Origin of the sequence: Stenotrophomonas sp. TD3 (assembly GCF_001939825.1) — a bacterium.
In the GTDB taxonomy this organism is placed as follows: domain Bacteria; phylum Pseudomonadota; class Gammaproteobacteria; order Xanthomonadales; family Xanthomonadaceae; genus Stenotrophomonas.
The window spans coordinates 2,024,910-2,039,261 of record NZ_MOYM01000001.1; the positions used below are offsets into that span (position 1 = coordinate 2,024,910).

The 14,352-nt window shown below is 67.9% G+C and carries 15 protein-coding genes; 9 read left to right on the plus strand and 6 right to left on the minus strand.

Going from position 1 to position 14,352, the window contains the following annotated elements; translation table 11 throughout:
- Window positions 1–100: 100 nt before the first annotated feature.
- The 4 genes from BKE09_RS09480 (at window position 101) to BKE09_RS09495 (ending at window position 4,225) form a co-directional block, all read left to right on the plus strand.
- Window positions 101–727 carry a response regulator transcription factor gene (locus tag BKE09_RS09480; RefSeq protein WP_049443446.1) on the plus strand — a complete coding sequence of 209 codons (627 nt, stop codon included), beginning with the start codon at window positions 101–103 and terminating at the stop codon, window positions 725–727.
- A 70-nt stretch (window positions 728–797) separates the two neighbouring features.
- Window positions 798–1,502, plus strand: coding sequence for a DNA repair protein RadC (gene radC, locus BKE09_RS09485; protein ID WP_014035697.1), 705 nt, complete (start codon window positions 798–800; stop codon window positions 1,500–1,502).
- A gap of 113 nt (window positions 1,503–1,615) precedes the next feature.
- Complete coding sequence (argS, locus tag BKE09_RS09490; RefSeq protein ID WP_014035696.1) at window positions 1,616–3,304, plus strand: arginine--tRNA ligase; 1,689 nt, start codon at window positions 1,616–1,618, stop codon at window positions 3,302–3,304.
- Between the two features lie 21 nt (window positions 3,305–3,325).
- Window positions 3,326–4,225 (plus strand): SPOR domain-containing protein, encoded by a 900-nt coding sequence (locus BKE09_RS09495; protein ID WP_075675570.1) that lies wholly within the window; start codon window positions 3,326–3,328, stop codon window positions 4,223–4,225.
- Window positions 4,226–4,343: 118 nt separating this feature from the next.
- Here BKE09_RS09495 and BKE09_RS09500 read toward each other — a convergent pair whose 3' ends face one another.
- Window positions 4,344–5,096, minus strand: coding sequence for an SDR family NAD(P)-dependent oxidoreductase (locus BKE09_RS09500; protein ID WP_075675571.1), 753 nt, complete (start codon window positions 5,094–5,096; stop codon window positions 4,344–4,346).
- Between the two features lie 148 nt (window positions 5,097–5,244).
- Here BKE09_RS09500 and BKE09_RS09505 point away from each other — a divergent pair, with 148 nt between their 5' ends.
- Window positions 5,245–5,712 (plus strand): DUF1456 family protein, encoded by a 468-nt coding sequence (locus tag BKE09_RS09505; RefSeq protein WP_014645662.1) that lies wholly within the window; start codon window positions 5,245–5,247, stop codon window positions 5,710–5,712.
- On the opposite strand, the gene BKE09_RS09510 is transcribed toward BKE09_RS09505, so the two are convergent.
- Window positions 5,681–6,568 carry a LysR family transcriptional regulator gene (locus BKE09_RS09510; protein WP_075675572.1) on the minus strand — a complete coding sequence of 296 codons (888 nt, stop codon included), beginning with the start codon at window positions 6,566–6,568 and terminating at the stop codon, window positions 5,681–5,683. The two genes, BKE09_RS09505 and BKE09_RS09510, sit on opposite strands and share 32 nt — an antisense overlap.
- Window positions 6,569–6,712: 144 nt before the next feature.
- Here BKE09_RS09510 and BKE09_RS09515 point away from each other — a divergent pair, with 144 nt between their 5' ends.
- The gene (locus tag BKE09_RS09515) at window positions 6,713–7,861 is read left to right on the plus strand and encodes an MFS transporter (RefSeq protein ID WP_343124478.1); all 1,149 of its coding nucleotides are present in this window, start codon (window positions 6,713–6,715) and stop codon (window positions 7,859–7,861) included.
- On the opposite strand, the gene BKE09_RS09520 is transcribed toward BKE09_RS09515, so the two are convergent.
- A complete protein-coding gene (locus BKE09_RS09520) occupies window positions 7,858–8,556 on the minus strand; it encodes a TorF family putative porin (protein WP_075676669.1) in 699 nt (232 codons plus the stop codon). The two genes, BKE09_RS09515 and BKE09_RS09520, sit on opposite strands and share 4 nt — an antisense overlap.
- A 178-nt stretch (window positions 8,557–8,734) precedes the next feature.
- On the opposite strand from BKE09_RS09520, the gene BKE09_RS09525 reads away from it, so the two are divergent.
- Window positions 8,735–9,124 (plus strand): DUF6165 family protein, encoded by a 390-nt coding sequence (locus tag BKE09_RS09525; RefSeq protein WP_010486915.1) that lies wholly within the window; start codon window positions 8,735–8,737, stop codon window positions 9,122–9,124.
- 6 nt (window positions 9,125–9,130) lie between these two features.
- Here BKE09_RS09525 and BKE09_RS09530 read toward each other — a convergent pair whose 3' ends face one another.
- Both BKE09_RS09530 and BKE09_RS09535 read right to left on the minus strand, forming a co-directional pair.
- Complete coding sequence (locus BKE09_RS09530; RefSeq protein WP_075675574.1) at window positions 9,131–9,808, minus strand: response regulator transcription factor; 678 nt, start codon at window positions 9,806–9,808, stop codon at window positions 9,131–9,133.
- Between the two features lie 198 nt (window positions 9,809–10,006).
- Window positions 10,007–10,579, minus strand: a complete 573-nt coding sequence (locus BKE09_RS09535) for an Ax21 family protein (protein ID WP_075675575.1) — start codon at window positions 10,577–10,579, stop codon at window positions 10,007–10,009.
- 270 nt (window positions 10,580–10,849) lie between these two features.
- On the opposite strand from BKE09_RS09535, the gene BKE09_RS09540 reads away from it, so the two are divergent.
- Complete coding sequence (locus tag BKE09_RS09540; RefSeq protein ID WP_170871736.1) at window positions 10,850–13,192, plus strand: DPP IV N-terminal domain-containing protein; 2,343 nt, start codon at window positions 10,850–10,852, stop codon at window positions 13,190–13,192.
- Window positions 13,193–13,283: 91 nt separating this feature from the next.
- Complete coding sequence (locus BKE09_RS09545) at window positions 13,284–13,643, plus strand: DUF1428 domain-containing protein (RefSeq protein WP_049455507.1); 360 nt, start codon at window positions 13,284–13,286, stop codon at window positions 13,641–13,643.
- Window positions 13,644–13,658: 15 nt separating this feature from the next.
- Here the strand turns inward: BKE09_RS09545 and BKE09_RS09550 are convergent, their stop codons facing one another.
- Window positions 13,659–14,348, minus strand: a complete 690-nt coding sequence (locus BKE09_RS09550) for a hypothetical protein (RefSeq protein ID WP_075675577.1) — start codon at window positions 14,346–14,348, stop codon at window positions 13,659–13,661.
- Between the last annotated feature and the right edge of the window lie 4 nt (window positions 14,349–14,352).

The following is a 14,352-nucleotide window of genomic DNA, read 5'->3' on the forward strand; positions in this document are numbered from 1 at the left end:
CACTGCGATTCGGAACTTTCCTATACCTGTAGGCCGGCCACGTTTGCAGAATCGTCAGTGGCCACCGCAGGTGCGCCGCTTCGCTTTTCGAGGATCCCGCGTGCACCCGCGCATCATCATCGCCGACGACCATCCCGTCGTCCTGCACGGCATCCGCATCGTGCTGCAGACCCACCTGATGGAGGTCGTCGGCAGCGCGCGCGACGGCGCCCAGCTGCTGCAGCTGGTCGAGCACCACGGCTGCGACGCGGTGCTGACCGACCTCTCCATGCCGGGCACCGGCCCGGATGGCCCGGAACTGATCGCTGAGCTGCGCGCACGCCACCCGGGCATGCCCGTGGTGGTGCTTACCGGCGCCCGCCATCCCGGCCTGCTCGATGGCCTGCTGCGCGAGGGTGTCAGCGGCCTGGTCGACAAGTGCGCCGATTTCGGCGAGCTGCCACAGGCCTTGAACGCGGCCATGGCAGGGCAGGTGTTCGTCTCGCAGCAGCTGCGCCACCACCTGCAGGCGCGCGACCTGATGTTCGCGCGCGAACCGGCGGCGCTGTCGGCACGCGAACAGGAAGTGCTGGACCTGCTGGCCGCGGGCCTGAAGGTGAACGCCATCGCCGTGCACTGCGGCCGCAGCCCGAAGACGATCAGCCGGCAGAAGGCCGAGGCCAAGCGCAAGCTGGGGCTGCAGAACAACCAGGAGCTGTTCGCCTATCTGCAGTCGCGACGCGACTGAGGCAACAACCTACCCCGGCGCGCGCCCTGCCCTGATGGGACGCATCAACGGCGCTGGCGATGATGCAGGCATGCCCATCCATGACTGGCCCGAACAGGAACGTCCCCGCGAGAAGCTGATCGCACGCGGCCCCGCCACGCTGTCCGACGCAGAGCTGCTGGCGCTGTTCCTCGGCTCCGGCTTCGGTGGCCGCGACGCGGTGCAGACCGCGCGCGACCTGCTGCAGGCGCATGGTCCCCTGCGCGTGCTGCTGGACCGCCCGGCCCGCGAGCTGGCCCGGTTGCCGGGGCTGGGCCCGGCGCGCAGCTGTGCACTGGCCGCCGGGCTGGAGCTGGCCCATCGCTATCTGGCCGCCGAACTGCAGCAGGGCGAGGCAGTCGGCAACAACCCGGCCGCGGTCGGCCGCTACCTGCAGCACCGCCTGCGCGGCCAGGCCCGCGAGATCTTCATGGCGCTGTTCCTGGACAACCGCCACCGCCTGATCGCCTGCGAGGAGCTGTTCCAGGGCACCATCAATGCCGCCCCGGTCTATCCCCGCGAGGTGGTGCGGCGAGCCCTGCTGCACAATGCGGCAGCGGTGATCCTCAGCCACAATCACCCTTCCGGCGACCCCGAGCCCTCCGGCGCCGACACCCGCATCACCGATGAACTGCAGCAGGCGCTGGCGCTGGTGGACGTGCGCCTGCTGGACCACTTCGTGGTCGGCGAGGGCCGTCCCGTTTCGTTTGCTGAACGGGGCCTGCTGTCCCCGCCCCAGCCGCGCCTGTTCGGCTGAACGGCCCTGGCCAGGGGCGGGCGGGCGCCCCCGCAGGCATGTTCTGGTCAGCGTGGGCGCGGGTATCTGCGCTAAAATGGGCGATTCCGCCGCTCATTCTCACAGCAGGCCTCGTGAAAAATCTCCTCCGCGCCCTGATCAGCCAAGGCATCGAAGCCTTGCGCGCCAATGGCACCCTGCCCGCCGACTCCCTGCCGCCGGACTTCGTGGTCGAGCGCCCGAAGACCCGTGACCACGGCGACTTCGCCACCAACGCCGCGATGCTGCTGGCCAAGGCCGCGCGCAGCAATCCGCGCGCACTGGCACAGGCGCTGGTCGAGGCGCTGCCGCGCAGCGAGGACGTCAGCAAGGTCGAGATCGCCGGCCCCGGCTTCATCAACTTCCATCTGGCCCCGGCCGCGTACCAGCGCGAAACCGCCTCGGTCATCAAGGAAGCCCACGACTACGGCCGCAACCTGTCCGGCAATGGCCGCACGGTGGGCGTGGAATACGTGTCGGCCAACCCGACCGGCCCGCTGCATGTCGGCCATGGCCGCGCGGCGGCGATCGGCGACTGCGTGGCCCGCGTGCTCGATGCCAACGGCTGGAACGCCAAGCGCGAGTTCTACTACAACGACGCCGGCGTGCAGATCGAGAACCTGGCGCTGTCCACCCAGGCGCGGATCAAGGGCATCGCACCCGACCAGGACGGCTGGCCGGAAGGCGGCTACCGCGGTGAATACATCGCCGATGTCGCCCGCGCCTACATGGCCGGCGCCAGCGTCGATCTTGAAGGCAGCATCGTGGTCGGCGCCAAGGACCCGGACGACATGCAGGCGATCCGCCGTTTCGCGGTGGCTTACCTGCGCAACGAGCAGAACCTGGACCTGGCTGCGTTCGGTGTCGACTTCGACATCTACTTCCTGGAAAGCTCGCTGTACGCCGACGGCAAGGTCGCCGAAGCGGTGGCCAAGCTGCAGGCCTCCGGCCACACCTACGAGGAAGGCGGCGCGCTGTGGCTGCGCAGCACCGACTTCGGTGACGACAAGGACCGCGTGATGCGCAAGTCCGACGGCACCTTCACCTACTTCGTGCCGGACGTGGCCTACCACCTGTCCAAGTGGCAGCGCGGCTACGAGCGCGCGATCACAGAACTGGGCGCCGATCACCATGGCTCGCTGGCGCGCGTGCGCGCCGGCCTGCAGGCGATGGAAGTGGGCATCCCGCAGGGCTGGCCGGAATACGTGCTGCACCAGATGGTCACGGTCATGCGCGGTGGCGAGGAAGTGAAGCTGTCCAAGCGTGCCGGCAGTTACTTCACCCTGCGCGACCTGATCGAGGAAGCCGGCCGCGATGCGACCCGCTGGTTCCTGATCGCACGCAAGCCCGATTCGCAGCTGACCTTCGACATCGACCTGGCCCGCCAGCAGAGCAACGACAACCCGGTGTTCTACGTGCAGTATGCGCACGCCCGTGTCTGCAGCCTGCTGCGCCAGGCGCAGGAAAAGGGCCTGGTGTACGAGCAGGGCAATGGCCTGGCCAATCTGGGCCGCCTGGCCGACGATGCCTCGCTGGTGTTGATGAACGAGATCTCGCGGTATCCGGAAGTGGTGGAAGCGGCCGGCGTGGCGCTGGAGCCGCACCTGGTGGCGCAGTACCTGCGTGAATTGGCGCATGCCTTCCACACGTGGTATCACGGGACGCCGGTGCTGGTGGACGACGCTACCGATCGCAACGCCAAGCTGACCCTGGCCTGCGCGGCGCGCCAGGTGCTGGCCAACGGCCTCGAACTCCTGGGCGTGAGCGCCCCGGAAAAAATGTAAGCATCAGGAGACGCAGTACACATGGCAGCACGACGCGGCAAAACCCAGGCACGACGCAACAGCAGCAGCCAGGGCACACCCGGATGGGTGTGGCTGGTGGCCGGTGTGGCGATCGCCGCTGTGGTGTTCCTGGCGGCGCCGAACCTGTTCAAGGGCGAAGGCGACGGCTTCCTGCGCGCCGGTCCGCAGCCGAACCCGAACGCGCAGCCGGCCCCGGTTGCTGATGCCGACAGCGATGTCGGCAGCCAGCCAGCCGCGCAGCCGGCCACGCCGAAGCCGGCCGAACCGGAGAAGCCCGCCGCGACGCAGTACGACTTCTACACCCTGCTGCCGGGCAAGGAAGTGGAAATGTCCGACGCCGAACTGGCCGCCAGCGCGCGCGCCGAGGACCAGCGCCGGGCCAAGGCCGAAGCGTCGCGCGCGCAGGCCGCGCTGGAAGGCAAGCCGGTGCCGCCGGCGAGCACGGCCACGCCGGCACCGACCGCAACGGCCAGCGTCGCCAGCACCGCACCGGTGACCGCAACCAACCGTCCGCTGCCGGCACCGCTGAGCGAACGCCCGGCTGCGGCAACCCCGCCGGCCAGCACCGCACCGGCGTCGACCAGCACGGCCGCCGCCACCCCGGCGCCGCGCGCGGAAACCGCGCCCACCGCGCCGGCGACCACGGCCGCACCGGCGCCCGCCGACAACGCCCGCTACATCCTGCAGGCAGGAGCCTTCGGTGCGTCCGGCGACGCCGAAGCCACCAAGGCCAAGCTGGCCATGATGGGCCTGGCGGCACGCGTGGAGTCGGCGCAGATCAACGGCAAGACCGTGTACCGCGTGCGCATGGGGCCGTACGGCAGCGCCGGCGAACTGTCTGAAGCGAAGCAGAAGCTGGACGGCACCGGCCTGCAGGCGATGGCGATCAAGGCGCAGTGAGTCTGTCGATGTGAATGAAAAAGCCGGGCATTGCCCGGCTTTTTTGTTTCTGTAGAGTCGAGCCATGCTCGACTGCCGTTCAAAGCAGTCGAGCATGGCTCGACTCTACAGACGGCCATCAGCCCTCTCGGGCGACCTGGAAACCGGCGAACGACTGGCTGACCGGCATCAGCTCCAGGCGATTGATGTTCAGGTGCGGCGGCAGCGTGGCCACCCAGAAGATCTGTTCGGCGATGTCTTCAGCGGTCATCGGGTTGGCGCCGGTATAGAGCTTGTCCGATGCAGCCTGGTCGCCATGGGTACGCACCACGGTGAACTCGGTTTCGGCCATGCCCGGCTCGATCGTGGTCACGCGCACACCGGTGCCGTGCAGATCCGAGCGCAGGCCCAGCGAGAACTGGCTGACGAAAGCCTTGGTGCCACCGTAGGCGTTGCCGCCCGGGTACGGATAGACGCCGGCCACCGACGAAATGTTGATGATCGCGCCCTTGCGCTCCACCAGCTGCGGCAACAGGCGATGGGTCAGGGTCACCAGCGCGGTGATGTTGGTGTCGATCATCGTGGTCCAGTCCGACAACCTGGCGCTCTGCGCCGGCGCGGTGCCCTGCGCCAGGCCAGCGTTGTTGACCAGCAGATCGATCTCGCCGAAGGCCGGCGGCAGCGCCAGCAGGGCCGCCTCCATCGCCACCGGATCGCGGATGTCGAAGGCGGCGGCGTGCACCACGTCCTTGCCGTAGCGCTCGACCAGCGGCTGCAGGCGTTCGCCGCGGCGGCCGGTAGCAATCACCTTCCAGCCGGCCTGGGCGAAGCGGTGAACGGCGGCGGCGCCGAAGCCGGACGTGGCGCCGGTAATCAGGACAGTGCGGGTCATCAGGCAACTCCAGGGGGAAAACCAGACCCCCATTCTGGCACCGTCCGGCAGCACCCGTGTTGCCGGATCGGCCAGATCCGGGGTCAGATCCCTTTGCGGAGCAAAGGGATCTGACCCCACCTGTCGGGGTGACCGGTACAATTGCGCCATGATCAACAATGATGTCCTGCGCAGCGTGCGCTACTCCCTGGACCTGGGTGACCAGCACGTGGTCACCCTGTGCCAGATGGCCGACCCGGCCTTCGCCGTGGATACCGAGCAGGTGAAAGCCTGGCTGCGTCGCGAGGACGAAGCCGGTTTCGAGGCGATGAACGACAGCGCGCTGGCCCACTTCCTCGACGGCCTGATCGTGCACCTGCGCGGTCGCGACGAGAGCCAGCCGCAGCGTGCGGTGGAAACCCGCATCGACAACAACCTGGTGCTGAAGAAGCTGCGCGTGGCCTTCCAGCTGCGCGACGTCGATCTGATGGAGATCTTTGCCAGCGCAGGTTTCAACGTGTCCAAGTCTGAAGTCGGTGCGTTGTTCCGCCAGCCCGGCCACACCAATTACCGGCGTTGCCTGGACCAGATGCTGCGCAATTTCCTCAAGGGCCTGAGCCTGCGCCTGCGCGGCTGAGCACGGCCGCGACGAACGCCCGCGCCGCCGGTGTCGGCAGCCGCTGCCAGACCAGGTGCACGCGCCGGGTCGGGGTCGGCTGCAGTGGAATCTGCACCACGCCCCGGAAACCTTCGGCGATCAACGCCGGCACGATGCCGACCGCCAACCCATGGCGGACGAAGCGCTCGACCAGTTCCATCAGGTTGACCTCGAAACGCACCGTGTGCGGCAGCCCCGCGGCGGCGAAGGCATCATCGGTCTGCCGGCGCGCACCGGTACCACGCGGGAAGTCGACCAGCGCTTCAGCCTGCAGCGCGGTCAAGGGCAACCGTTCGCACCCGGCCAGCGGGTGCGATGGCGCCAGCACCGCCACCAGATCCTCCTCCTGCAGCATGCGGTGACAGACACCGTCCAGCGCTGCCGACGGCGCCAGACCGACCAGCGCCACGTCCAGCGCACGTGACTGCACCTGCGCGATCAGGTCCTCGCTCTTGTCCACCCGCAACTGGAACTCCACCTGCGGGTGCGCCTGCTGGAAGGCCGCCAGCATCGCCACCACATCAATGTCGGTCAGCGAGGAGATCTGCCCGATGGCCAGCAACCCGCGCACCTCGCCACTGACGGCAGCCACGTCGGCGCGCAGATGGCGCAGGCTGGCCAGCACCTGGCGTGCGTGCACCAGCAACGCCTCGCCGGCGGCGGTGGCCCGCACCTGGCGCGGCAGGCGCTCGAACAGCGTTGTGCCCAGTTCCTGTTCAAGATGGGCGATCTGGTGGCTGAGCGCGGACTGCACCACGTGGCAGCGCTCGGCGGCACGGGTGAAATTGCCCTCTTCGGCCAGCGCCACGGCGAATTCGAGCTGCTTGAGATTCACGCAACCATCTCATTTTCAGATGACAGGGATGATGATGATTCATTTCCATCATGATCGCAGCAGGCGGACACTGTGCACCCCCGCTTCCTGGAACACCGCGTGAGCCCGTCCCTCCCCCCTCTGCACCGCTGGCAGGTGCTGCTGATGTCGGTCGCCACCGGCGTGGCCGTGGCCAGCAACTACTATGCGCAACCGCTGCTGCACACCATCGCCGATGCCTTCGGCGTGCCGTTCGGCCAGGTCGGCATGGTGGTCACCGCCGCGCAGCTGAGCTATGCCGCCGGGCTGATCCTGCTGGTGCCTCTGGGTGACCTGTTCGAACGCCGCCGCCTGATCGTGGTGATGAGCCTGCTGTCGGCCGGCGGCCTGGTGATCAGTGCGTGCGCGCCGTCGCTGGCCTGGTTGCTGGTGGGCACCGCGATCACCGGCCTGTTTTCGGTGGTGGCACAGGTACTGGTGCCATTCGCCGCCACGCTGGCCGCGCCGGAACATCGCGGCCGTGTGGTCGGCACATTGATGAGTGGCCTGCTGCTGGGCATCCTGCTGGCGCGTACCGTAGCCGGCCTGCTTTCCAGCCTGGGTGACTGGCGCCTGGTGTATGCGATCGCTGCCGGCACCCTGGTGCTGACCGCACTGGCATTGCAGCGCGGCCTGCCGCGATTCCACCACAGTGCCGGCCTCGGCTACTTCGCATTGCTGCGCTCGATCGGCGTGCTGTTCGTGCAGGAGCCGGTGCTGCGCCAGCGCACCCTGCTGGGTGCCTGCAGCTTCGCCATGTTCGCGATCTTCTGGACCCCGCTCGCGTTCCTGCTGGCGCAGCCACCCTACGCCTACAGCGATGCCACCATCGGCCTGTTCGGGCTGGTCGGTGCCGCCGGCACGCTGGCTGCGGGCCTGGCCGGGCGCATGTCCGACCGTGGCCAGACCGGTCGTGCCACCGCCATCGCGCTGGTGCTGTTGCTGCTGTCGTGGCTGCCGCTGGGGCTGTCGGCCCACTCGCTGCTGGCGCTGCTGGTGGGCGTGGTGGTGCTGGACCTGGCCGCACAGCTGCTGCACGTCAGCAACCAGAACCTGATCTACGCGCTGCAGCCTGCGGCACGCAACCGCCTCAATGCCGGCTACATGACCGGCTACTTCATCGGCGGCTCGCTGGGCTCGCTGCTGTCGGCACAGGTCTACCAGCGCTACGGTTGGACCGGCGTCTGCGTGGCCGGTGCCACGGTGGCCGTGCTGGCCCTGCTGCTGTGGCTGCCTGGCGCGCTGCGTGCGCGCCAAGCGGTGTCGTCGAACTAGAAGCTGCCCTGCAGCGCCAGCTCCCACCGTCCACCGGCATTGCCGGGGAACAGGCGCTTGGCCGCGTTGTCGGTGTCATGCACGGTGGCGCGCAGCTCCCATGCCGGAGTCAGCGTGGCAATGGCACTGAGCTGGCCATGCAGGTAGTCCGGGCCCTGTGCGGTGGCCAGCCAGTACTGGCCCACCGCTGCTTCCAGGCGGAAGCGCTCGTGCAGCGGCACGCGCACGCCCAGCTGGGCGTAGGTGCCACGATGACCGCCGGCCAGTGCGTCGCTGGAATGGGCGACCTGCAGCCAGGCGCGCTGCTTCCAGGTCAACGTGGTGTTGAGCTCGGTCCAGTCCAGCGCGCGGCCGGTACCCGGGTACACGTAACGGGTCAGGTTGGCATCCAGTGTCCAGTCGGGTGCCAGCGCGCCGGACCAGCCCGCCACCAGGTCGAACTCGCTGCGTGCGCCGTTGTCCGGCTTGAACGAGACGTTGGATCCCCACACGCTGGCGTACCAGCCCGACGGAATCGAGATCTTCGCGCCGGCCTGCACCGCCGGGTCGCCATCGCTCTGCGAGCTGCCGCGCCACACGTAGTCGCTGGTCAATGCAGCACTGCCACTGACCTGCACCTGTGCCTGCGCGCTGCCTATGCCAAGCAGCCCCGCCAGTGCGGCCACCACCGCCGCCATCATCCCCTTGCTGTTCACTGCACTGTGTTCCTCGTCGAAGGCGGTCACGCCGCCGGGACGGCAGTGTCGGGCGCGTGCCCGTAACGGATCGAGGGCGCTGCCCGGCCCGCAGCGCAAATTCGGCGTAAATCCCGAGGATGGAGGCCACACGCCAGCGGCGCGGTATCATGGCGCCTTGTTTCCAGGAACCAACCGCGTGGACGCCATCCTGACCCCGGTATCGATCGGCGAGCTGATCGACAAGATCACCATTCTCCAGATCAAGGCCGAGCGCATCGACGATGCCGCCAAGCTGGCCAACGTGCGCACCGAGCTGGACGGCCTGCTGCCCCTGTTGCAGCAGCAGCTGCAGGCACAGCCGGCGCTGGCCGCGCTGCAGCAGCAGCTGAAGGCGATCAACGAGCGCATGTGGGACATCCAGGACCAGCTGCGCGACAAGGAAGCGGCCCAGGTGTTCGACGATGCCTTCATCCAGCTGGCACGCGGTGTCTATGGCACCAATGGCGAGCGCGTGCAGGTGAAGAACGAGATCAACCGCGTGGCTGGTTCGGCACTGGTGGAAGAGAAGCAGTACCAGGGCGAGTAACGCCGCTCATCCGCATTCCAGCAGGTGGCGGAAGCGGAACAGGTCACCGTCTCCGCGGATGCCAAGCTTGCGGTAGGCCGAGGTTTTCTGCGAGCTGATCGTGCTGGCCGAGCGGCCTGATCGCAGAGCCATTTCACTGGTACTGACGCCCTTCAGCACCAGCCCGAGCACTTCACGTTCACGCTGGCTCAATGGCGCCAGCACGGGTGCCGGCGTCCGGCGTGTCCAGGGCATATTCAGTTCTGCACGCAGCTCCGGTGGCACGAAGCGGCCGCCGCGGGCAACCACGTCGATTGCACGCAGCAGCAGGTCCGGCGGCGTCGACTTGGACAGGAAGCCACGCGCGCCAGCTCGCATCGCGGTGGTCACCGTGCTGGCATTGCAGTGCGCCGAGAGCACCAGCACCGGCAGCACCGGCCAGCGCTGTGACAGCACACGCAGCAAGGCCAATCCATCGCCCAGATCGCCCATCGGCAACGCGTCGATCAGCAGCAGGTCGACGCACGTCGGGCTGCGCTGCAGCAGCTGCAGCAGGTGCGCCTCGCTGGACAGGCTCACCCGTACCTGCACGCCCGCGTGCTGGCGCAGCAGCACTTCCACGCCCAACCGCAGTACCGGGTGCGGATCCAGCAGCGCCAGGCGTCGTGGCCGATCAGGCAGCAGAGGCGGGAGGGTTGGTGGCATCGCGGCATGTCCAGGCAACATGGGACACCCAACGTAGGTCGGTGCCCGCAGCGACGGAATCCAATTCCTTGCAATGCTCGGCCCGTGCGCGCCACCAGTCAGATGGCATTCGGTTTTGCACCCTTGCAAACGCAACAGGCCCGGCAAGAGCCGGGCCTGTCGAAGCTTTTCCAGCGCGTAATCGCGCCGAGGCAGCAATTACCAGCTGAAGCGCGGGCCGACGGTGTATTCCTTGTCGCCATGGCGGTTCATCTTCAGCTCGCCATTCAGGCCCCAGTTCTGGTTCAGCTTGACCTGCCCACCCAGGCGGCCGTACCACTGGCCATCCGGATTGACGCCGTGCTTCTTGGCGTAGTCTTCGTAGCCGACCAGGCCGTAGACTTCGGCGTGGGCACCGAAGGCGGTGCGGATACCGGCTTCAGCGCTGTAGCCGTTGAAGTCCAGACCGTGCTTCTGGTCGAGCTTCTGGTAGGCAACGCGGGCAACGAAGTCGGTGCTCGGGGCGATTTCAACGTTGTAGCCGGCACCGATCTTCCACTGGTCCAGCTTGACGTTGGTGTGGTCGAATTCCTGACGGCTGTACTCACCGAAAGCGTGGAAGTTCGGCAGGAAGCCGTACGAACCCTTCACACCCCAACCGTCGGACTTGAACGCGTCGTTGTCGGTCTTGGCGTAGTTGGCTTCGGCGTAGTTGTAGGACAGGTTCTCAGCAGCCGAGGCGGTGAACGGCAGGGCAGCGGCCAGGGCCAGAGCAATCAGCGAATTCTTCATGGGGGTACACCTTTACTTTCTTATGGTGTGCAGCAGCGCCAGGGCGCCATCGCATCGGGAATGTAAATTCTCCGTTATTCGCCACAACGCTCCCTGAAAACAGCGGTCTTCGCATTGCTGAATTTTTTGCCTTGATTCAGGCTGCGTCTGGCATACGCGCGCGGCGCGCGTGCATTCGAATTCCGCTGACCCTTGCAACAGGAGGTTGCCTTGCACGTGCCTGCCCCGCTGCGGTTCCGGTTCTGCGCTGCCGTCCTCGCCTTCATCGGCATGTCTTCCACTGTATCGGCGCAGCCGCTGCAGCCTTCCGACTACCAGCGCGCCGAGCGCGTGCACGACAGTCACCTGCGCGGTGCGCTGCGCAATGCCTCGCTCCTGCCGAACTGGCTGGCCGATGGCCGCTTCTGGTACGAACGCGAAGACGACCAGGGTCGGCGCGAGGGCGTGCTGGTCGATCCGGCGCAGGCCACCCGGCAGATCCTGTTCGATTCCACCGCGCTGGACAGCGCTGCGGGGCCCCTGGGGGTGAACGGGCAACAGTTGCGGTTGGTCAATGTGCAGGTGCTGGCCGATGGCCTGCGCCTGCGCTTCAGCGGGGAAGCCGGCATCGACTGCCAGTGGCCACGTTGGCAGTGCACGCAGGCTCAGGATGCCGCGCCCCCTGCCGATGCACTGCCTGCACCCGACGGCAAGGCGTGGCTGCAGGTACGCGACCACAATCTATGGCTGCAGCAACGCCGACAGGCACCGCGGGCGCTGACCACCGGCGGTGTCGCTGGTCATGGCTATGGCGTACTGCCGGACTTCACCCTGCGCGGTATTCCACGCCGTCAGGGCCGGATGCCGGTGCGCCCGTTCGCCGTCGGCTGGTCGCCCGATGGGCGCTATGTTGCCGGCGTCCGCTACGACGAACGTGCACTGCAGGACTACCCCTATCTGGAAAGCGCCCCGGCCAGCGGCGCGCGGCCCCGCGTGCACACGGTGAAACTGGGATTGCTGGGCGATGCACAGCAGGTGCGTGACAGCCTGTATATCGTCGATGTACGCAGCGGCCGGCAACGGGACATCACCCTGCCCGAGGGCTGGAACACCCTCAGCGAAGCCGGCGTGCTGGGATGGGATGGCCACCGGCTGTATGCCGCGATCGCGCACTTCGGCGTGCCACGACGATTGCGCCTGGTGGAGATCGATGCCGGCAGCGGTGCGCTGCGCACCGTGCTGGAAGAAGCCGGCGACGCGCGCCTGCAGCTCAGCCTGTATTCCTACAACCGTGCCTCGGTTGCAATCCTGCCTGGCCAGGACACGGCCGTGTGGTTCTCGCAGCGTGATGGCTGGGGCCATCTGTACCGGGTACGCCTGTCCGACGGCAAGGTGATGCGCCAGCTGACCCGTGGCCGTTGGGCGGTACGTGACCTGGTTGGCGTGGACAGCGCAGGCGATTGGGCGTACTTCAGTGCCGGTGGTGTCGAGGGCGGCGATCCCTACGTGCGAGGCCTGTACCGGGTATCGCTGCAGGGTGGAGCGGTGCAGCGCCTGGCCGCCGATGGCAACGACCACCTGGCCGATGCGGGCACCGGCATGCTGTTCGGTGGACGCGCACCGCAGGCGCTGTCGCCCGACGGCAGCTACCTGGTGGATACGGTGTCCAGCCTCGCTCAGCCGCCACGTACGGTGCTGCGTGCCAGCGACGATGGCCGCGAAGTGATGGTGCTGGAGGCCGCGGATACGCAGGCGGTCATTGCTGCTGGCTGGCGGCCGCCGCGGCGCGAACGCCTGCTGGCCGCCGACGGGCGCACGCCGATCTTCGCCACCGTCTACCTGCCTCGCGACTATCACGATGACGGCAGCTTCCCGGTGATCGACGCGATGTACGGCGGTGCGTTCATCAGCAATGCGCCGGTGACCTATGCCGAAGCGGTTTCGGCGCAGAACCCGGTATCCCGCGCCAGCCTGGCCGAACTGGGCTTCGTGGTGGTCAGCATCGATGCGCGCGGCACCGGCGGCCGCGACAAGGCGTTCCATGACAGCAGCTTCCTGCACGCTGCCGATGTGCAGCTGGATGACCACGTCGCTGCACTGCGCCAGCTGGGTGAACGCTACCGGGGCATCGATCTGCAGCGGGTGGGCATCTACGGGCATTCGTTCGGCGGCTACAGTGCGGCGCGCGCCCTGCTGCGCTACCCGGCGTTCTACAAGGTGGGCGTGGCTTCGGCCGGCAGCCACAACTTCCAGGGCATGTACGGTGGCGCGCTGCACGGCATGGACCGGCTGTTCGGGGGCGTGCTGCCGGCCACGGCCATGGCCGATGGCGTGCCGGTGCCCTTTGCCGGGCTCGACAATGCCGCGCTGGCCGGCAACCTGCGCGGGCATCTGCTGCTGGTCTACGGCGAACTGGACGAGAACGCACCACCGGCACTGACCCTGAAGCTGGCAGCGGCCCTGAACACGGCCCAGCGCCGCTACGACCTGCTGTACCTGGCCCGGCAGGACCACGAGCTGTTCCGCAACGACGCCACCTACACGCACCGCATGTGGGACTACTTCGTGCGTCACCTGGCCGGCCGGGAGCCACCGGAGACGGTGCTGGCGCCGCTGCCCGGTGGCCCGGGCTGAACAGGCGTGCGCGGGATGTCGATCCACGACGCCCGGGTTCGTCGGGTACTTGAAGGCCGTGCATGCGGCACGGTCCATCCGGAGGCAGGCAATGAGCTACATCGATGGTTTCGTCCTGGCGGTACCCACCGCCAACAAGGAGAAGTTCCTCGCCCACGCACGCACTGGGGATCCCGTTTTCATCGAGTACGGCGCGCTGCGCGTGGTCGAGTGCTGGGGCGATGACGTGCCGCACGGCAAGACCACCGATTTCTTCGGCGCGGTGAAAGCCACGCCGGATGAGACGGTGGTGTTTTCCTGGATCGAATGGCCGGACAAGCCGACCCGCGACGCCGGCATGAAGAAGATGATGGAGGACCCGCGGTTTGATCCAGCGAAGAATCCGATGCCGTTCGACGGCGCGCGGATGATCTACGGCGGCTTCGTGCCGCTCTACGAGCTGACGCGCTGAACCCGGCGGACGCGCTCAGCGCGCGTCCGTGTCATCGCTGGCAGACGCATGGCCGGCGCCCAGTGCGGCGCCGGCCCCCAGGCCCATGCCGCCCATGCCGGCACCCATTCCGCCGCCACCGCCGCCTCCACCACTACGGGCGCCCTTGGCATCGCCGTCGTTGCGGCCCTTGCCGCCACCGCTGGCACCGGGCCGGGTCGGCCCCTGCGGAGGAATCTGCAGGTCGGCCGGAATCGGGGCGAGATCCAGCGCTTCGCGCACGAAATCGCGCAGCGAGACCACCAGGTCGTGGGTGTGTACCGGTCGCCCCTGTGCCAGTTCGTTGGCCGCGCGCGCGGCCAGCCGTACCTGTTCGTCGGTGCCCAGCAGCAGGATGTCCGACAGCGCAGCCTCGACCGCATCACGGATGCGCCGCGCACGGTCCGAGCGCGGCTCGGCGATGCCTTCGGCATCTTCGCGCTGGCGCAGGTCACGGCGATGGCTGGGATCCACGCCCAGTTCGCCAGTGAACGAACCGCCCAGCGTCTTGTAGGCGGCCATCAGCGTGCGCAGCCGTTCATTGATCTGCCGGTTCTCGCGCTCGCGGCGCTGCTGCAGGGTCTGCATCACCAGCAGGCGGATGCCCACGCCCAGCAGGGTGATCAGAACCAGGCCGGCCAACGTGGACAGCACACCCTGCCAGGAACTGAAGTCGATACCGCGCATGCCG

Bases quoted from the DNA above. Each gene is read 5' to 3' on its own strand.
- radC (WP_014035697.1), top strand. From the start codon at position 798: ATGCCCATCCATGACTGGCCCGAACAGGAACGTCCCCGCGAGAAGCTG.
- BKE09_RS09495 (WP_075675570.1), top strand. From the start codon at position 3,326: ATGGCAGCACGACGCGGCAAAACCCAGGCACGACGCAACAGCAGCAGC.
- BKE09_RS09500 (WP_075675571.1), bottom strand. From the start codon at position 5,096: ATGACCCGCACTGTCCTGATTACCGGCGCCACGTCCGGCTTCGGCGCC.
- BKE09_RS09505 (WP_014645662.1), top strand. From the start codon at position 5,245: ATGATCAACAATGATGTCCTGCGCAGCGTGCGCTACTCCCTGGACCTG.
- BKE09_RS09515 (WP_343124478.1), top strand. From the start codon at position 6,713: ATGTCGGTCGCCACCGGCGTGGCCGTGGCCAGCAACTACTATGCGCAA.
- BKE09_RS09530 (WP_075675574.1), bottom strand. From the start codon at position 9,808: ATGCCACCAACCCTCCCGCCTCTGCTGCCTGATCGGCCACGACGCCTG.
- BKE09_RS09535 (WP_075675575.1), bottom strand. From the start codon at position 10,579: ATGAAGAATTCGCTGATTGCTCTGGCCCTGGCCGCTGCCCTGCCGTTC.
- BKE09_RS09540 (WP_170871736.1), top strand. From the start codon at position 10,850: ATGTCTTCCACTGTATCGGCGCAGCCGCTGCAGCCTTCCGACTACCAG.
- BKE09_RS09545 (WP_049455507.1), top strand. From the start codon at position 13,284: ATGAGCTACATCGATGGTTTCGTCCTGGCGGTACCCACCGCCAACAAG.
- BKE09_RS09550 (WP_075675577.1), bottom strand. From the start codon at position 14,348: ATGCGCGGTATCGACTTCAGTTCCTGGCAGGGTGTGCTGTCCACGTTG.